Source organism: Bacteroidota bacterium, from assembly GCA_030706565.1.
Taxonomy (GTDB): domain Bacteria; phylum Bacteroidota; class Bacteroidia; order Bacteroidales; family JAUZOH01; genus JAUZOH01.
Window position 1 is genome coordinate 1 of sequence record JAUZOH010000024.1, and the last position, 20,216, is coordinate 20,216.

Sequence of the window (20,216 nt, forward strand, 5' to 3'; positions counted from 1 at the left end):
ATTAAAAAGTTCCAGGACTTTCCTCCGCGAAGCGTTAAAAACAAAATCCTTATTGACTGCGTACTGTCTGAATGAAGCCGACGCCAGGAGGCGGAATGAGTTGACGCAGTCACAGTCTTTTTTGTAAACTTTTTGTGACGACAAAAAGTTTGAATAAAGTTTTAACGTAAAGAAAACCACGTAGGCACTAAATGGCCCTATGAATTTTAAAATATTTTATAGTGAACTCCGTGACTTAGTGGTTATAAAAACGCTGAAACGCCAAAAGCTGACGGCAATGAAGGCCAAAATTGAGATCTATAAAAAGCTGAAGCTGATAGAAATAAATAATAAAGTCTATTAGATTAATGCCAACTGTACTTGACTGGTTCTTTCAATGAATCTATGAGGATTTTAAAATCTTTTTTATTTCTTGGCAATTTTTTTAATTCTTTATTGAAGTTTCGCAAGTAGCAAAAAGGGGTTATAACGGGATACTGCTTCATATTAATACTCAGTGCAACGCAGCGTAAGAGAATATCATTACATTGAGAAACACTGAGTTAAGATGAGGTCCCCGGAGATGTGCTGTTCTTTGCCTTAAAATTTGGCGACTTGGCGAGAAATGCGTTTCACGCTATGGCACAAAATACATTAATCACTAAGGTACGGAGGGCACTAAGAAATGCTTTTTGATTTTTTCCGTGCTCATAGTGCTTTAGTGGTTTGTATTTGCTTTAAAATTTTATTCTTCCTTTTTATTCTCCCCAAAATAGCGGAGAATGAGATCGCTTCACTAAGTTGTCGTCACAAAAAGGAAGCAAAAAAAACTTGACGAAAAAAATTCGCTTCTTCGCCAGTAGGCGAATACGCTCAGACAGTTTTTCGTCAATAAGGAACTGTTTTTTGACGGCTTCGCCGAGTATTAGAACTTTTGTGATTTAAAAGTTCATTCAATTTCTTTGATATGAAATTATCCTAAATCCTCCAGCCAAGAGGGTCAATATGGCCGGAATGGTGGTCAGCTTGCTCCGCAACAGGTGGTCAACATGCTCCGGAAAATATATATCTGAAGCAGTCTAAATTTTACTTGCGATACTTGACTTCTTTATCAAAGAAATAGTTGATATAAACTAAAGTTCATAGAACAACTGATCAGCTGATTTTAACTGTATTTCTCCATTTAAGTGTTGTTCAATCTGGGCAAGAGAATTTTTAGTTCCTTCGACAAATTCCTTTTGTTGGGGGATAACTTGGTTTCTTTGGATATTTATACAAAACTGAGGTTCTTGATCAATTCCATAAAAAAGAATATTTTTTGAATCATTTTTTTATTCAAACAGCCCGATCAGTTCATCACTGGTGAAGAGGTGCAGCGGATTGTTGACCGAAACAAATGCTTCGGCCAGGTTCGATTTTTTTTCCTGCAACCGGAGAATTTTTTCTTCAATACTGTCTTTGGTGATGAATTTATAAGCCATGACCTTGTTTTTTTGCCCAATACGGTATGCCCTGCTGATGGCCTGGTTTTCAGATGCTGGATTCCACCAGGGGTCCAGGATAAAAACATAATCGGCTGCCGTGATATTCAGTCCGTAACCGCCAGCTTTTAAGGATATCAGGAAAAGGTGGTTATCCGGATCACCCTGAAAACTGTCAATAATTGCCTGCCTGTTGTTTCCGTTAATAGCACCGGTAAGATAAGAATAGCGCCAGTTCTGTTTTTCAAAATAGTCCCTGAACAGGTTGAGGTGCTTGACAAATTGGGAGAAGACCAGAACTTTATGGTTTTCCGAAATCAGATTTCCTATGTTCCGGATTACTTCGTCAAACTTACCGGATTCGGACAAGCTCTGTTTGTCGGTCAAAGCCGGGTGATTGGCCAGCAACCTGAGCTGCATCAATCCCTTCAGGACAAGGAACCTGGTTTTGTTGTCCATTCCTTCTTCCAGGTTTTCGAGCAGACTGTTTCTAATCTCCGATTTTTTTGTCTCATACAGGCTTTTTTGCTCGTCCGACATTTCGCAATAGTACACTTTTTCGGTCAGCGGGGGCAGGTCTTTTTCCACCAATGCTTTGGTGCGCCGAAGAATGAACGGGGCTATCAGCTTCTTGAGTTTTTCCTGCTTATTTTCATTGTTGTCCTTCTCAATGGGAACCTGGAATTCATTCCTGAAAAATTTTAGATTGCCCAATAGGCCTGGGTTCAGGAACGACATCTGTGCCCACAGATCGGACAGGGAGTTTTCAATGGGTGTACCGCTGAGTACCAGGCGGTGTTGGGCCGATAGTTCACTGATGGCATGGTATATTTTGGAATCTGGATTTTTAATGGCCTGGCTTTCGTCCAGAATCAGGTAGTAGAAGTTGAATTTTTTCAGTAATTCAAGGTCATTGCGGACAATCCCGTAGGTGGTCAGCACAATGTCGTAATAGCTGAATTTATCTGCATCCTGTATCCGCGAAGATCCGGTATGTTTATAAAGTTTCAGTTGTGGTGCGAATTTCCCGACTTCATTTTCCCAGTTGCAGATCAGTGATAAAGGCATTACGATCAGCGAAGTCTTGCCGGGCCTGGACAGCCCGGTATCTTCATCATTAAAGAGTGAAGACATCTGTGGGGTTGCCTGTTGTTGCTGAGGATCCCGAAGGTTTTTTTTGACCTTACTTGCCGTAAGCAAGGCAATGGTTTGTAAGGTTTTTCCCAACCCCATGTCATCGGCCAGGCAGCCGCCCAAATTGAGGTCCTGTAGGTACGAAAGCCAGGTATATCCTTCAGCCTGGTAAGGACGCAGGTTGGCATGCAGATCTTTCGGAATTTCAGGCTGGGTAAGTTCTTTCTTGTCCGAAAGTCCTATAAATTCAGCAAAATCTTTTTTCTTTTCCACTTCTTCCAGAAAAGGATAAATCAACCCATAATGGTGTTTTTTTAACTTGGCTGTTTCTCCATTGGCGGTTGAAAACTGCATGATGTCGTAATAGCGGGCAAACCATTCTTCGGGAATCATGGCTATTTCGCCGTTAGGAAGCACATATTCGCGAATGTGGTTTAGAATATGCTTCCTGAGTTTTAAAAAAGGGATCAGGAAATCGTCAAAACGGACAGTGCCATGAATATCAAACCAATCGGTTTTCTTTTGTATTTGCAGGTCAATATCCAGACTGCCAATGAAATATTTGTCTTTAAAAAAATCCTGAACCACTTTAATCCGGTTTTCCTGCAATGTCTGGTTATTCTTGTTGAGCCAGTTCACCAGGCTGCCCATTTGCGCCTCATGTTGCCCGTTACCGGGATTGGCAAGCAACTCGTTTTCCCGTGGAATAATGAAAGTTGATCCTTCGTTGTTTAAAAGTCCCAGAGAAATTAACAGTTCCTTCTTCTCCGCTTCAAAACTGAAGTCTCTGCTTAGTTTTCTAAAGGTATAATTGTTCTCTTTTTTTTCAGAGCTGACAAAACAATTTATTTTTTCATGGAGAAGGATACTTTTTTCTTCATATTTAAAGAAAAGAACAAATTGCGGGTTGCCCTGCAGGCTGTTTTCAAGTTTAATAAAAGTGGAGGGTTCGGACTTCTTTTCAATGATATCAAAGCCAGTGGCTTTGACATTAAAGTTGGTAACAGCAGGAAGGATAAATTTTTGAAAATAGCTTTCCTCACTGCGTTTGGGCACTAAAATATATTCTTTGTCAAAAAAAGGAATTAGCTTTTTGCCGTCAACCCTGTCATTCATCAGGTAGAGCTTGTTTTGCAAGAACAGCCAGCAGGGTTGGAGGGAGACCACCGCAGCCTGCTGGTTACATAAAGTAAGCTCATCATTTCTGTCCTTCAGGGTCAGAAAGTATTTAATTCCCTCGTCATTGCGGATGAAATTGAAAACTGCATCTGCCGGCAGGTTGATGATGTCTATGGATTTATCGAGAATGGGGCTCTCCTTTTTTGCCTTGAAATGGGGATGGATATTCCCTTTGATGAAAAGGTCGATGCAGCGCACCAGGCGTTTTTCAACTGAAGGACGGATGCTTCTGGTAATTGTCTCGGGATCCAGCCTGGCGTAGAAATCCTTTACCGACATTTTCGAACGGCTGAACCGCCTGACTATTGTCTCGTCGCTGTAGTCTTCAATGGTTTGAAAGATCTGTTCTTCAATGGGATTAAGCTGTCGGTCATAATCTTTGATGGTCTGTAAAGTAACCCGGTGGAAAGTTAAGGTGAACTGACCGTTAGCACTGGTTTTAATCATATAAGGACAAAAAATCCAGCCCAGCACACTATGTTTTTCAAGGACAAAGGCCAATTCCATTCTTAAGTTATTTATTAGGGTTTGCTGGGTAGAGTTCATTTTTTTTTATTGATTGTTAATGTTCTTAATTCATTCCATTTGCAAAAATAGAATATCCTTTTTGACAAAAAGCATTTTTTGAGGATTGAATGTGCAATTTTCGAATGTTAAAACTTCTTAAATAAATCTGTAACAATTAATAATAAAACCTTTGTAAATAATTGATATACATATAATTACAAAATTTAAAAATATTAAAAAATGTTAAAACGTCTTTAGCCCAGTTCAAATGAGGTTTTTATAAGGATTTTTTATATATTTTTGAAATGCAAACGAGACAATAACAGTTAGTAATTAAGTACTACAATAAAAATTTACCACATGACATTGACAGAAAAAATAAGCGTAATCTTGCTCGTATTAGTGAGTATCCCTTATGTGAGCCAGGCTATGACGAAAGTAGTAAAAGAAGATACTATTGTAGCAACAGAGGAATATATTGATTCTATCAATCAGCCTTCAATGATCAGATGTCAGATTTTAGACACAGCAAAGCAATATTTGGGGGTAAGATATGCTCGTGGCGGGCAAAGCGAAAATGGTTTCGACTGTTCCGGTTTTGTCCGTTATGTATACAGCAAGCTTGGAATTGAAATTCCAAGGAATTCTGCTTCCCAATTTTTGGCCGGTAAAACCGTTGGCAAAGATTCCATTAATGTAGGCGATTTGGTCTTCTTCCGTTGCAGAGGCCATAGAAATATTTCCCATGTGGGCATTTATATTGGAGATGATAAATTTATCCATTCACCCAGAAGAGGCAAAAGTGTATCAATTTCAAGTTTAAATGAACCTTATTGGAGAAACAAATTTTATAAATCAGCAACTTATCTTGTGGAAAATTAGATTCTTGAATAGTATTTTCATCGAAAATAAAGATATAAACACCAAAAGGCCAGACAAATTTTGTTTGGCCTTTTTGGTGTTTATGACTTCTATTCAAGGCTTGATTTTTTCGCAAAAGATCGTTGCCCCGGATTGTTACCTGTATCCTGTGACCCTTGTTGATTCCCTGTCTGATGATGTACGGGAAAATTCGGGATTGGTCTGGTACAGGCAGAAGCTCTGGACTTTTAATGACAGTGGCGGTGATCCTGAAATATATGCCCTTGACAGCAAAAGTGGAAAAATACTCCAGACCGTGGTTTTTGTCAATGCCAACAATTTTGATTGGGAAGATATTGCCCAGGATTCATCATTTATTTATACAAGTGATAGTGGTAATAATTTTAATTTCAGGCGAAGGTTAACCATTTATAAAGTTAAAAAACGAAGGATACCCGGGAAAAGAAAGTTAGCATACGTTTCTGCATTCAAAATTCATTATACTTATGAAGGACGCAAGGATTTTTCATTTAACATGGGAAAGACTTCTTTTGATTGCGAGTCTTTATTTGCCATGGGTGATTCATTGTACGTCCTGACCAAGGATTGGAAAAATAAGGTTACGGAGCTTTATTCCCTTTCAAAAATAAAACACAGGCAGATTGCCCGTTGCGTAGGAAGATTTAACAGCAAAGGATTAATTACCGGAGCTGACATTAGCCCGGATGGAAAAACTGTTATCCTGTGCGGGATTACAGGAGGGATTCCGTTTATCTGGGTTTTGCAAGATTTCCAGGGTGGCAATATCTTTTCCGGGACAGCGAGGCGTTATCTCTTTCCCGTTTTAAAAGGGATTCAAATGGAAGGCATTGCCTTTTCGGGTAATCACCATATATTCTTATCTGCCGAAAAAACTTCTGTTCCAGCCCGTTTATACAGCCTTGACCTCCCCTAGAAATCTTACGGTATTTTTCTTTCATCCGGGGATTTGTGTAATTTTGGCAAAAAATTAAGATTCAATGACAGTTTCAGTGAAAAATACATCTGATGAGGAATTGATGGAGAAAGGCGAATTACTGCCTATCGTGGAAGATTTTTATACCATCCAGGGAGAAGGATATCATACGGGGAAAGCTGCATATTTTATCCGTATCGGTGGCTGTGATGTAGGTTGCAGCTGGTGTGATTCAAAGGTTTCATGGAATCCTGATGTTCATCCTTTAGTAAGCACAAATGATGTTATTAAGCGCGCTTCGGAATACCCGGCTAAAGCGGTAGTCGTAACTGGTGGTGAACCTTTAATGTATAATCTCGATTATCTGTGCCGCGGATTGAAAGATAAAGATATTCAAACATTTATTGAAACATCGGGTTCACATCCTTTTTCAGGTGAATGGGATTGGGTTTGTCTATCACCCAAAAAGCAAAGTCCTCCTCTCGAAGAGTTTTATTCCAAAGCGGATGAATTGAAAGTAATCATTATGAATGAAGAAGATCTGCAGTGGGCCGAAGAAAATGCAGAAAAAGTAAATCATGACTGCCTCTTATACCTTCAACCGGAGTGGAGCCATTTTAAAACCATTATTCCGGTTTTGGTTGATTATGTAAAACAGCATCCCAAATGGCTAATCTCACTTCAGTCGCATAAATTTATGAGGATACCTTAAAAAAAGCCCCCGCAATATTTAAAATTGCGGGGGCTTTTTTTAAGGCGGATACGTGTTATTCTTTTACAGGTATCGTCTCTCCTTTTATTTCAAGTTGGGCAGAAATTACATTTTCAAGTTTCTTATCTTTTTCAGGTTGTTGGCCTCCAATGGAAATGTTGACTATTCCCGGTTCAACAACACGGCAGTATGCAGTATCCACTACCGATAATTGTCGTGGGTTTAATACAAATTCAACCTTTTTCTTTTCTCCTGATTTTAGATGTATCCGGTGAAATCCCTGTAATGAAAGGTTTGCTACCGGCACAGAAGCTTTTTGATGGCTGAGGTAAAGTTCAACAACTTCGTCCCCGTCTTTTTTCCCGATATTTTCCACATCAGCAGTGACATTTACCTGATCTCCGGCATTGACCGAGGCAGGTAAACGGAGATTGCTATATTTGAATTTGGTATAGCTTAACCCATATCCAAAACCATATAGTGGTAGTCCTTCAAAATAACGGTATGTCCTGCCTTTCATGTTGTAATCTTCAAAAGGAGGCAGTTGATCAACATTTTTATAGAAGGTAACCGGCAATCGTCCTGCAGGGTTGTAATCACCAAAAAGTACGTCGGCAATAGCGGCTCCACCTTCTTCACCGGGGTACCAGGCTTCGAGAATTGCAGGTATTTTTTCATTGGCCCAGTTTACGGCCAGTGCACTTCCATTAAGAAGTACCAATACAACTGGTTTTCCGGTGGCATACAATTCTTTTAATAAATTTTCCTGTGCTGCAGGCAAATCGAGCTTTGTCCGGTCACCGCCGCTAAAGCCGTCAGCATTTACCTTCATTTCTTCTCCTTCAAGTCTTGGAGAAATCCCCCCTATGAAAACAATGGCATCTGATTTTTCAGCCAGCGATAGTGCTTCTTTTTTTGGGTTTTCTCCAGTTTTTCCCCATTTCAGGCTAATCGTGGCTTCCCCTTTGGTTTGAAAATATTCGATCTTGATATCATGTTTTTCGCCTGCCTTCAAATTGATTTTTCCTTCCTTTGAGGTGGCTGCCTGTTCCTGCCAGCTTTCCAGAAAAAGTTTATTGTCCAGGTATAGTCTGTACCCATCATCTCCGGTGACCTGTATCATGTATTCACCCGTGGAGGGAGCAATTAGTTTTCCCGTCCAGCGGATGGAAACATCATTGCTTTTCATGCCTTTGATTGGCCCGTTTGATTCCCAACTTAAATTTATGCTTTTATCTATCCGGGTTGCAAAAGGTTTGCCTTCAAAATTGTTGTTGTTGAAATATTCACCTCTTAAACCTTCAATTTTTCCGGTGGTGAGTGCTTCACCTTTTATTATTCCCAAGGCCGGAGAATCATTTGTCCAACTACAGCCTAAGGCATAATTGACTTTTGTGGTGGTTGACACTTTATTCATGATCCCTTCAAGAGGTGTGATTGCTTTAGATGGAGTTCCGTTATAATTTCCATACATTACTTCCTGTACATTGGCATTTGGCCCTATAACTGCAATTGAGCGGATATTTTTCTTCAGAGGAAGTGTGTACCCCGTATTTTTAAGAAGAACGATGGACTGCCGGGCAGTTTCAAGGGCGAGCTGGCGGTGTTCATGGGCATTGTTTACAGAAAACGGGATCTGGGCGTATTTGACCATTTGAGGAGGGTCAAAGAGGCCTAATTTAAAACGGGCCATAAATAAACGCCTAACGCTTTCATCTATTTCTTTTTCGCTAATTAACCCCTTGTTAACTGCCTCCTTCAAATATTGAAAGGTATTGCCACAATTCAAATCGCAACCAGCTTTCACTGCACAGGCAGCAGCTTCTGCTCCGGAATTAACGACTTTATGGGTTCTGTAAATATCTGCTATTGCGTCACAGTCGGATACAACGTATCCCTGGAATCCCCAGGTATCCCTCAAAGTTTTCTTAAGCAGCTGGTCGCTGGCACAACAGGCCTGCCCCATATACCGGTTGTAGGCTCCCATAATTGAATAAGCCCCTGCCTCGCGGATGCAGGCTTCAAAAGCAGGAGAATAGGTTTCCATAAAGTCCCGTTCATCTATACGCGCATCGAAACGATGCCGTTCCGGTTCTGGCCCGCTGTGTACGGCAAAATGTTTAGGGGTGGCTACAACTTTCAGATATCTCGGATCATTACCCTGTAATCCTTTTACAAAAGAAACGCCTATTCTGGAGGTTAGATAGGGATCTTCTCCATAAGTTTCCTGTCCCCTTCCCCAACGGGGGTCCCGGAATATATTGATGTTAGGTGACCATACTGTCAGGCCCTGATAACGGCCCCTTTGATTTTTCTTTTGAAAATCATTGTACTTTGCCCTGAATTCATCGGAAATTACAGAGGCAACTTTATAAATTAAACTGTCGTTCCAGGTGGCGCCTAATGCAATCGCCTGGGGGAAAACTGTGGCTATACCGGCTCTGGCTACTCCATGCAGGCCTTCATTCCACCAGTTATATGCGGGAATATCCAGCCGGGGTATGGCTTGTGCCACATCCATCATTTGAGATATTTTTTCATCCAGCGTCATCTGGGATATTAAATTATTCACCCGTTCTTCAAACGACAGGTTTATATCTTTATAAGGTTGTCCTTTAACAAGCGGCAACAATAAAAAGGTTCCAATCAGGATGGCAAATAACCTCCTGAATAATGGAAAGCATGTTTTTTTTAGTTTCATAGATTAAAGTTTCTAAAATTAGCAATGTTGAACAACGGCAATTTATTAATATCCGTTGATATTCAGTGTCTCTATTTAATTTTTTTAACAAAAAAATTAAATTAATTAAGAATAAGGCACTGAATTTTATATATTTGAATAAGCTTTGTGAAAATACGTAGGTGTACTCACTTAAATTTTTGCCTTGTAACAATGACTATCCCCCGATCTGCAATATGGGTATTGGCGGTGTCAACATTATTTATTTTTCCTGAAATAATCATAAAGGCACAGGAGAATAATGTTGTTTTTGAACACCTTTCTGCCTCACAAGGGCTTTCGCATAATTCTGTTTCGGCCATTATTCAGGATAAGGACGGTTATATGTGGTTCGGAACGGAAAATGGATTGAACCGTTATGATGGTTATGATTTTAAGATATTCTCTGCTGAACCCAAAAATCAAAACAGTCTGAGCAACAATAGCATTACCTGCCTTTATGAAGATAAGAAAGGTGGCTTATGGATTGGTACAACCAATGGGCTTAATCGCTACAATAAAAATAAAGAAGACTTTTCTACTTTTCTTAAAAATGAACAAAGTTCATCCCGTTTAGGCTGCAATTGGATCAATACGATTTTTGAAGACAGATCAGGGACCTTGTGGATTGGAACCCGGGGCCAGGGATTGATCAGAATGGACAGGGAAAGGGGAAAATTTTTCTCTTTTATCCATCAGAAATCTAATCCGCTTAGTATTCCAAATAATAATGTGAATGCTATCATCCAGGACCATTCTCATATTCTTTGGATAGGCACCAGCAAGGGAATCGTAAAGTATAATCCGTACACAGGCAAGTTTATTGCCTTTAACCGGAATGCCTTGCCGTTTCCGGTTCGTGAAGGAATCGTCACAACTTTGTTCGTCGACAGATTTAATAATGTCTGGATTGGAACATTGAATAATGGGGTATACAAATATGACCCTTTTAAGGATGTTTTTACAACTTTTCAGATTGTAGGGGAAAAGGATCAGGTCATAAGCAATAACCGGATTGTTGATATTCAGGAGGACAGAGAACATCACATCTGGTTGGGAACCAGGTTTGGAGGTTTGAATGAATATGATCCTTCGACAGGTAAGGTGAAAATATATCAGAATAATCCACAGGATAATCAGAGCCTGAGTGACAATAATATATTTTCCTTATATGAAAGCTCTACCGGGATTTTGTGGGTTGGTACCAAAGTGGCTGGTGTCAATAAATACAATCAACAGATAAAAAGATTTACAAGATTAAGACATCTCAATAATTATGATAAAAGTTTAATTGACAATATGGTCAATGGATTTTGCCAGGACAAAAATGGAAATATCTGGATTGCAACACAAAATGGACTTTCATTTATGAATGGCAGAGACCAGAAAGCATCATTTATCAACTACCTGCAGAATGGAACAAAACAAAATGTAGTGTTGAATAATGCTTTTACCTGTATTGTGGAATCCAAACATGGTGCCGGAAATCTTCTTTGGATGGGGAATGAGGGTGGGGGAATCAGTTGTTTTGATCCTAAGGAAAAAACTTTCAGGTATTATGACAGAAAATCTGACAGCGTAAAAAATTATAAGAACCATTGTGTCCGCTCTATTATTGAAGATTCACAGGGGTTAATCTGGCTAAGATTTGATGATTGTTCGGGGGAAAGCCTTGATATTTTTGATCCCAAAACTGGAGAATTTTATAGCGATACTTATAAGAAGTCTGATTTATTATTTGTAAATCAGAATGTTACATGTTTGTTTAAAGACAGAAATAATATTTTTTGGATTGGTATAAAAGGTAAAGGATTGATTTGTTTGGCAAATGGGAATTCCCGTAATTTCACATCGGCAAAATCGTTAAAGTTAATTGATTATTCCCTTTATAATAAGCTTTTAAGTGTTAATGATATATATATTATTCATGAGGACAGAGGAGCTAACCTTTGGATAGGTACAGGGGGCGGAGGGCTTTTCCGGTTAGAAAAAAAGACTGGACGATTCACTTCTTTCAGTAAAAAAAATGGTTTACCCAGTAATGTTATTTATGGAATACTTGATGATGCTGAGGGGAATTTGTGGATTAGTACCGATAAGGGATTGGCAAGGTTTAATCCCCATACTTTAAGCGTAAAAGTTTATGATTCCAGGGATGGTTTGCAGGATAATATCTTTAACCGGGGATCTTTTTTGAAAACTGATGACGGATATCTGCTTTTTGGCGGTATAGAAGGGTTTAATATTTTTAAGCCCGTACAAATCTGGAATAATGCTTTTATTCCACCCATAGTGTTTACTCGTTTTACGGTGATCAATAAGCCGGTGGGTATAGATGAAAAGTTCCATAACAGGATTATTTTAAAAGAAGCTTTAAATGCAACCCGGGAAATAGTTCTTCATTACAATGAAAATATTTTCACGATTGAATTCGCAGCCCTGGATTATACTATTCCGGAAAAAAATTCATATTCATACAAGCTGGAAGGTTTCGATAAGGAATGGAATTGCACTACCTCTTCAAGGAGATATGTTACTTACAATAATCTTTTACCAGGCAGGTATTTATTTAAGGTAAGGGGTTCTAATAACGATGGAACCTGGAACTTCAAAGGCAACGAGATAAGGATAATTATTCTTCCCCCATTTTGGAAAACTTTATGGTTTAGATTAATCGAACTGTTGTTTGTTATTTCCTTAATTTGGACCTATATGAATGTCCGGGAAAAATGGTTGAAAAAAGAAAAAAAGGCTTTAGAAGTGAAAGTGAAGGCACGCACCCGCGAAATTCAACTTCAAAAAGAAGAACTTCAATTTCAAAAAGAAAAAATTGAGGAAAAAAGGGACGAACTTAAAAAGTCTAACAATACAAAAGATAAGCTTATTTCAATTATAGCCCATGATTTAAAAAATCCTTTTAACGCGATAATTGGTTTGTCGGAACTATTATCCTTCAATTACGAGGATCTGGAAAATGGGAAAAGACTTGAGCTTGCCAAATACATTAATATATCCTCAAAGAATGCCTATAGTTTGCTTGAAAACCTCTTGCAATGGGCCAGAACGCAGAATAATAAAATATTCTTCAGTCCTGTAAAATTTGATTTAAGTGAGGTGATTATTGAAAACGTACAACTTTTAAGCCTTTCTGCCGAAAGGAAACAAATCACCATTTTTTCGCAGATACCCCCGGAAACCTATGTATACGCCGACCGTAACATGTTAAGCACTATAGTCAGAAATCTGCTTTCAAATGCAATCAAATTTACGTGTACCCGGGGAGAAATAAATATAAGTTCTACTCTGACCAACCATTTTGTGATCATTGAAGTATCCGATAATGGAATTGGCATGTCTTCAGAACAGATGGAAAGGTTATTTTGTCCAAATGAATTTGTGTCGACCACCGGTACTGAAGGAGAATCGGGTTCGGGGTTGGGATTGATTGTTACAAAAGAATTTGTGGAAAAGAATGGGGGCAGGTTGGAGGTTCATAGTCAACCGGGTAAAGGCAGTACCTTCTCCTTTTCCATACCTGTTTAATTGGAATTGTTCAGGAAAATGAAACGTTCAGGGATAATTTTGTTATATTTTACAGGCAACTCGAACAGGAAAGAAGTCCCTTTGCCAAGCTGTGATTGGATTTTTAATTCTCCTCCCAGCAATTTAACATATTCTTTCGATATGGTCAGTCCCAGTCCGCAACCTCCGAATTCCCTTCTGGAACTATTATCCAGCTGTCTGAACCTTTCAAAAATAATTTGCTGGTTTTCAGGTGCTATGCCTATCCCAGTATCCTTCACTTCAAATTCTATGTTGCCGGAATGAAATTTGCAGGTGAGTTTTACATAGCCTTTCTGGGTAAATTTTATCGCATTGGACATCAGGTGGTTAATAATCTGCTTGAGTTTGTTCCCATCGGTATTGACCATGATCATATTATCCGGGAGGTTGTTTTCAAGTATCAGTTCCAATCCGTTTTTTTGTGCAGAAGGGCAGAAAAGGGAATAAATATCTTCAAGTAAAGACCTGAGATTAATCTCATTACGGGTTATTTTTATTTGATTGGCTTCAATTTTTGCGATGTCAAGGATTTTGTCAATAACGTCCAGCAGGCGAAGACAGCTTTGATTAATGATTTCCGTATATTGAATTCTTTTCTCAAAACTCAGGTTATTGTTGGAAAGTAAAGTCGAAAAGCCCATGATTCCATTCATGGGGGTCCGGATCTCGTGCGACAGGTTTGCCAAAAAAGCAGTTTTAAGCATTTCACTGTCTTCCATTCTTTTCCTGGCTCCGGATAATTTGTCCTGAAATTTTTCCCTTTCTATATTCCGGCAGGTAATACCCATTATCAGAGTGATGAGATTAATATCAGTTTGGTTATAATTACCTGTTTTATTGGCTAAACCTGTCAGAGCTACCAAACTATTATCTAAGATAACAGGGATAACCATGATTTTATGAATATAGGTGAAGAGTTTTGGGCTATTTGGAAAATTGAGTCTGGCTGTATCATTTACTATAATTGGTTTCTCCAGCCCGAAAAATTCTTTTAATGAGGATGCAAAATCTTTAACTTTTTCAAATGTATTTAAATCATTGTTAGATTCTTTCGCGTAGCAATTGGGTTTAAAAATCAGGATTGATTTTTCACATAAAAGGACAAAACCGGATTTACTTCCGGTGAGATAGATTGACTCATCCAACGCTTTTTCGATAAACTGCTGGTCGTTTTGAAAATTCCCCTGTAAAATGTCAAGCAGACTTCTCAGGCGGGCATCTTCGTATTCCCTAACCATGGCTTTCGTTTCCGTAATATCTGTTTGGCGGTTTAAAAAGCCCCAGATCCTTCCATCATTTCTTGTTAGGGACATAAATGTGTTTTTTGTAATCAAAAGGCTTGAATCTTTCCTTTTTTGTTGCAGCTCTTCTTCTGCTTCCCCTTTTTCAAATAAAGTGTAAAATATCTTCTTTATTTTCTCCGATTGGCAATCGAAAAAATTGTTCAATGTTATTCCGATTATTTCATTCTTTTTAACCTGATATTGTTCAATAAATTTTTCGTTGACCTTTACAATTTTTCCTCTTGAAAAAATATCATTTAAAAATTTGTCCTTTTCTGCGATATTCCGGTTAAATGGTTCTTTAAAAATGACCAGCATTAAACCTTCAGTTGACGATTTGAAAAGCATCTCCCAAAAAGGAAGAATTGCGCCAGAGGGGATGCCCTTTCCTTTCACCCTCGAAATGTTCAGATGAGAATCTCCAAAATTGTTTGTTAAAAATGTATTCCGGTTCATCTCTTTGCCCATATTTTCTTTCATTACTTTTTTAAAATTGGAAATACGTCAAGACATCGCTTTTACGAAGAAAAAGCAAAAACAGCTGAAAAATTATCATTTTTTTTTGTATATTTATAAACAAAATACTTTCAGGGCCTAAGGTTGAAAGTTTATGTGTTTCCAAATGTCATACGCAATATGTAGTCTCTCAACTATTTTTAATTAAAAGTATAACTCTGTTATTTATTATACTTCCGATGAAAATACTTATTGTTGAAGATGAAAAAGAATTGTCAAGATCTATAAAAACATACTTAACCCTCGAAAGGTATGTCTGCGAAAATGTTTTTGATTATTCCCATGCTTTCGAGAAAATTCAATTATATACTTATGACTGTATCATAATTGACATAACATTACCCGGTGGGAATGGTCTGGATTTAATCACTCTCCTGAAAAAGATGCAACCGGATACGGGCGTGATTGTTATTTCGGCCCGAAATTCACTGGACGATAAGATAAAAGGGCTTGAAATTGGGGCCGATGATTATCTGACCAAACCTTTTCACCTTTCGGAATTAAATGCAAGGATAAAATCTATCCTTCGCCGGAGGAATTTTGAAGGGAGTAATGAGTTTTGTGTCAATGAAATAACGATTAATCCGGATTCTTTTCAGGTATTTGTAAACCATCATCTTTTAAATCTTACGCCCAAAGAATTTGATCTTTTATTGTATCTGGTTTCCAACCAGAACAAAGTGATAACTAAGGAATCAATAGCAGAACATTTGTGGGGCGACGATATTGATATGGCCGATACTTTTGATTTCGTCTATACCCATATTAAAAATATCAGAAAAAAAATCATCAAATCAGGTGGCCATGATTATATCAAAACCGTTTACGGATTGGGGTATGTCTTCAAGACCAATGAAATTGTTGACTAAAACCACCCTCAAGCATTTGATTTTTTCCCTGCTGATTTTCTTTTCTGGCGGAATAGCCTTTTACGGGGTGGTTAGCTCTTTTGTATTTAGACAGATTGATGAGACTCTTATTGCCGAGCGCGAAATCATCGAAGAGCAAATTGACCACCTGGACAGTATACCTGATTTCAGCACGGTCTTTGGACATCATATAGAAGTAACGCTTTTCAATCATTATGTAAAACCTTCTCAAAAGTTTCATGATACTATACTCATCAATGCCCAGGACGGAGAATTGGAACATTACCGGCATCTGTTGATCACCAACAATACCGATCAACATAAAAGTTATTCCATCAGTATTTTTAAATCGCTTTCAGAAACCCGCCAGTTGATGCAGGTTATTTTTTTGATTGTCTTTTGTTTATCGGTGATACTGCTGATTAGCCTGACTATATTAAATTATTCTATTTCTAAACGTTTATGGGTGCCTTTCTACGATACCCTTTCGAAAATGCAGAATTATTCGATTGAAGAAAAAGAACCCCTTTCTTTTCCATCGTCCACGGTGATTGAATTTAACCAACTTAACAACGTGGTACGAATTCTTACGGAAAAAATAAGAGCCGATTACCTGAATCTTAAAGAATTTACTGAAAATGCCTCACACGAGATTCAAACCCCTTTGGCCATAATTAAATCAAAACTTGAATTATTGATTCAAACCGATAATTTGGACAAAAAACAAATCAATGAAATCAAATCCATTTATGAGGCTACCAACAGGTTATCAAAATTGAACTATGCACTTTTGCTGATAACAAAGATACAAAACCAACAATTTACTTTTGTTGAACCCGTTTGTTTCAATCATGAAATTAACAGACTGCTGTTAAATTTTGAGGATATCATCAGTCAGAAAAAGATCAAGGTTTCAACTGATTATAATTCTGAGATAACTTTAAACATTAATCCAGATCTGGCTGAAATATTACTTAACAATCTATTGTCAAATGCAATAAAACATAATGTGGAAAACGGTACCCTGGATATACTTCTGAATAAAGCCGGGCTGGTGATTTCCAATACCGGGCCCCAATTGGATGTGGATCCTAAATTATTATTCCAACGGTTTAGAAAGGCAAATTCATCCGGTTCCTTAGGTTTGGGTTTGTCTATTGTCCAGAAAATTGCTGTTTCTTATAAGATGAATATAGATTATTCATTAAATAATAAATTACATATTGTTAAAATAGATTTTCCGGCAAATTTATTGATCTGAGGTTTTGCTTCAGGATTGCTACAGAATCTTTTAGTAACTTTTGTAATAATTAAAACTTAAAACTTTATGTAGCATGAAAAAATTATTGTGTATTCTTGTTTTGGCATTAGGAGCACTGATGTTGAATGCGCAAACCAAAACCACCATTAAGGTAACTGACTTGCGTAAGCCCATTAGCGACTATGTCGCTAAAAATCTTCCCGGTTATAAAACCACTGAAGCCTATAAGGTTGACACTAAAGGAGTCATCACTTATGAAGTAGCTGCCATGAAAGGTAAGGATCATCAGATTTTGACCTTTGATAAAAATGGCAAGTTCATGAAGAAAGTATCTAAGGAGATGAAGAAAGAAGAGAAAAAAGGAATTAAAAAGGAGAAAACTCCGGTTATGAAGAAAACTAAAAAGACCGGAGTTGCTCCTAAATAAGGGATGTGAATTAACGATTTTTATCATATTGCAAAGAGGGTGATTTGAACAAAATCACCCTCTTTTTCTACTAAAAACTAAAACTACTAACTAAAACATAATTTTACCGGATGTCCTTATTCTACTTTTGTAAATGCTTGTTCCAGATCAGCTATCAGATCTTCAGCATTTTCAATACCAATTGACAGGCGAATCAAGTCTGGAGTAACCCCTGCAGCTTTTTGCTCTTCTGCATTTAATTCTGCATGGGTAGTACTTGCCGGATGAATAACCAGGGATTTTGCATCTGCAACATTAGCAAGCAGGGAGAAAAGTTTCAAGCTGTTGATAAATACCTTTCCTGCTTTCTCTCCGCCTTTAATTCCGAAAGTGAAAATTGATCCTGCTCCTTTGGGTAAATATTTTTTTGCCAGATGGTGGTATTTGTTTCCTTCTAATTCGGGATAATTCACCCAGGCTACTTTAGGGTGGTTTGATAAATATTTGACGATCTTTCTGGCGTTTTCCACATGACGTTCAACCCTTAAGGACAATGTTTCCAGGCCCTGGATAAACAGGAAGGCATTTAACGGAGCTACAGTGGCACCGGTATTTCTCAACAACTGAACCCTGGCTTTGGATATATATGCTGCTGCCCCCAGATCATTGGCATAACGTATGCCGTTATAACTTTTATCAGGAGTAGTGAAATCAGGGAATTTCCCGCTTCCAATCCAATCAAATTTTCCGCCATCGACGATGACTCCACCGACTGCCGTTCCGTGGCCACCAATAAATTTGGTTGCTGAATGAACCACAACATCAGCTCCATATTCTATAGGCCTGACAAGATAAGGTGTTCCAAAGGTGTTGTCGATAATGAACGGGATCTTATTTTCGTGGGCAATTTTTGCAACCGCTTCAATATCCAATACATTGATTCTTGGGTTTCCTATGGTTTCGCCATAGATGGCTTTGGTTTTAGGAGTGATGGCTTTTCTGAAATTTTCCGGATCATCGGGATCAACAAATATGGCGTTAATTCCAAGTTTCCGCAGTGTTACATTGAATAACTCAAAAGTCCCGCCATAAAGGGTAACTGAGGATACTATGTCATCTCCTGAATTTGCGACATTAAGTATGGAATATAGAATAGCGGCCAGTCCTGATGATGTTGCCAGAGCGCCTATGCCTCCTTCTAATTCTGCTATTCTTTTTTCAAATACATCTTCTGTGGGATTCATGATCCGTGAATAGATATTCCCGCTTTTTCTTAAATTGAATAAGTCGGCTGCATCGTCTGCATCATCAAACACATAAGAGGTGGTCTGATAAATAGGTACTGCTCTTGATTTGGTTGCCGGATCTACTTGCTGGCCTGCATGAACCTGTAAGGTTTCAAAATGAAATTTTTGTTCTGACATGACATGAAAATTTTAAGGTTTATTGAATATGAATTAATTTTAAATTTTATTTGAATGTTGAAAACTGCGGGTGGAGCTGATTTACCATATAAAGCAGCAGAATTGTATAAGGCAGCCGGTCATCATACAATGCATGACAGCCATAGTGAAATTCCCTGAAGTTGATGGATGGAATTTTACCTTTGTGGCTGCTTTCAGATTATATGTAAAAAATAATTGCATTTTTGTATGATTTATTTTTCCTGTAATCGCCTATGACCGGGAATATTATTTTCCTGATTTTTCTCTGTTTTTACGTTACAAAAGTGTTGTAAATAAAATTTTTGTGAAATCGCCTTTATGAGGTATTTTATATACCTAAAAATGGGTAGAAAATGTAAGATTGTTGATGATTAAATTTTAAAATCAGTCGAATTACTTAGTCTATACTTTCAATTAAATACTAAACTGAAAAGAAACCATGTTAAGATTAATTTTTTCATTGTTTGTTGTTTTTCACGGGCTCATACACCTGATGGGCTTTATAAAAGCCTTTAAATTCATTGAAATCAAGAACTTTAATCTGATTATATCCAGGCCGGCCGGGATTTTATGGCTACTGGCAGGGGGATTATTTATTTTGACCATTATTCTTTTCCTTTCTAAAGTTGAATGGTGGTGGGTCATTGCAATTCCAGCCGTCATCCTGTCACAAATCCTGATCATCGCGGTTTGGCATGAGGCAAAATTTGGAACAATTACCAATATGATCGTTGTTTTGGTGGCAATTGAAGGATTTGGATGCTGGCAGTTTAACCGGATGGTGAAAAATGAATTGAATTTGTACACATCTTTTGTTGGGGAAAATAAAATGGTTACCCCCGAGATGCTCGGAAAAGTGCCGCCTGTGGTTCAGAAATGGCTTCGACGTTCTAATGTGGTTGGGAAAAATGAGACTCAAAGCGTTTATCTATTTCAGGGCGGGGAAATGCGTACCTCTCCTAATGGGAAATGGATGCCCGTCAGGGCAGAACAATGGTATATGATTCAGGAACCTTGTTTTCTGTGGATCGCGGATGTACAAGCTGCACCTTTTATCCATCTTAAAGGAATGGACAAATTTGAAAACGGGAAAGGTAAAATGCTGATCAAACTACTTTCTGTTTTCCCAGTCGTGAATGCTTCCGGCGAAAAAATTGACCAGGGGACCATGCTGCGCTATCTTGGTGAAATTGTCTGGTTCCCCTCTGCTGCACTTTGTGATTACATTAAATGGGACCAGGTTGATTCTCAGAGGGCAAGGGCAACCATGACTTACGCGGGTCTGACTGTGTCCGGATTATTCAAATTTGATGAAAATGGTGATGTGGTAAGCTTTGAAGCTAAA

Annotated in this window: 12 protein-coding genes; 8 read left to right on the forward strand and 4 right to left on the reverse strand. The window is 38.2% G+C overall.

Annotated elements, in window-relative coordinates; all coding sequences use genetic code 11:
* Window positions 1–1,310: 1,310 nt before the first annotated feature.
* On the reverse strand, window positions 1,311–4,280 hold the full coding sequence (locus Q8907_02725; GenBank protein ID MDP4273173.1) for a DEAD/DEAH box helicase: 2,970 nt from the start codon (window positions 4,278–4,280) through the stop codon (window positions 1,311–1,313).
* A gap of 360 nt (window positions 4,281–4,640) precedes the next feature.
* On the opposite strand from Q8907_02725, the gene Q8907_02730 reads away from it, so the two are divergent.
* The 3 genes from Q8907_02730 (at window position 4,641) to Q8907_02740 (ending at window position 6,808) form a co-directional block, all read left to right on the forward strand.
* Window positions 4,641–5,162, forward strand: coding sequence for a C40 family peptidase (locus tag Q8907_02730; protein MDP4273174.1), 522 nt, complete (start codon window positions 4,641–4,643; stop codon window positions 5,160–5,162).
* 4 nt (window positions 5,163–5,166) lie between these two features.
* The gene (locus Q8907_02735) at window positions 5,167–6,096 is read left to right on the forward strand and encodes a hypothetical protein (GenBank protein MDP4273175.1); all 930 of its coding nucleotides are present in this window, start codon (window positions 5,167–5,169) and stop codon (window positions 6,094–6,096) included.
* Window positions 6,097–6,172: 76 nt separating this feature from the next.
* Window positions 6,173–6,808 (forward strand): 7-carboxy-7-deazaguanine synthase QueE, encoded by a 636-nt coding sequence (locus Q8907_02740; protein ID MDP4273176.1) that lies wholly within the window; start codon window positions 6,173–6,175, stop codon window positions 6,806–6,808.
* 55 nt (window positions 6,809–6,863) lie between these two features.
* Here the strand turns inward: Q8907_02740 and Q8907_02745 are convergent, their stop codons facing one another.
* Window positions 6,864–9,509 (reverse strand): glycoside hydrolase family 3 C-terminal domain-containing protein, encoded by a 2,646-nt coding sequence (locus Q8907_02745; GenBank protein ID MDP4273177.1) that lies wholly within the window; start codon window positions 9,507–9,509, stop codon window positions 6,864–6,866.
* Window positions 9,510–9,737: 228 nt separating this feature from the next.
* Here Q8907_02745 and Q8907_02750 point away from each other — a divergent pair, with 228 nt between their 5' ends.
* The gene (locus Q8907_02750) at window positions 9,738–13,070 is read left to right on the forward strand and encodes a two-component regulator propeller domain-containing protein (GenBank protein ID MDP4273178.1); all 3,333 of its coding nucleotides are present in this window, start codon (window positions 9,738–9,740) and stop codon (window positions 13,068–13,070) included.
* Here the strand turns inward: Q8907_02750 and Q8907_02755 are convergent.
* Entirely contained in the window at window positions 13,067–14,854 is a 1,788-nt protein-coding gene (locus Q8907_02755; protein MDP4273179.1) for an ATP-binding protein, read from the reverse strand. The two genes, Q8907_02750 and Q8907_02755, sit on opposite strands and share 4 nt — an antisense overlap.
* Before the next feature lie 215 nt (window positions 14,855–15,069).
* On the opposite strand from Q8907_02755, the gene Q8907_02760 reads away from it, so the two are divergent.
* The 3 genes from Q8907_02760 (at window position 15,070) to Q8907_02770 (ending at window position 17,447) form a co-directional block, all read left to right on the forward strand.
* Window positions 15,070–15,759, forward strand: a complete 690-nt coding sequence (locus tag Q8907_02760) for a response regulator transcription factor (protein ID MDP4273180.1) — start codon at window positions 15,070–15,072, stop codon at window positions 15,757–15,759.
* Entirely contained in the window at window positions 15,695–17,020 is a 1,326-nt protein-coding gene (locus Q8907_02765) for a HAMP domain-containing sensor histidine kinase (protein ID MDP4273181.1), read from the forward strand. The genes Q8907_02760 and Q8907_02765 overlap by 65 nt, the downstream gene beginning before the upstream one ends.
* A 73-nt stretch (window positions 17,021–17,093) precedes the next feature.
* Window positions 17,094–17,447, forward strand: a complete 354-nt coding sequence (locus tag Q8907_02770) for a hypothetical protein (GenBank protein ID MDP4273182.1) — start codon at window positions 17,094–17,096, stop codon at window positions 17,445–17,447.
* 116 nt (window positions 17,448–17,563) lie between these two features.
* On the opposite strand, the gene Q8907_02775 is transcribed toward Q8907_02770, so the two are convergent.
* Entirely contained in the window at window positions 17,564–18,850 is a 1,287-nt protein-coding gene (locus tag Q8907_02775) for an O-acetylhomoserine aminocarboxypropyltransferase/cysteine synthase (protein MDP4273183.1), read from the reverse strand.
* Between the two features lie 460 nt (window positions 18,851–19,310).
* Here Q8907_02775 and Q8907_02780 point away from each other — a divergent pair.
* Window positions 19,311–20,216 (forward strand): hypothetical protein (locus tag Q8907_02780; GenBank protein ID MDP4273184.1); only part of this gene is annotated, 906 nt, incomplete at its 3' end.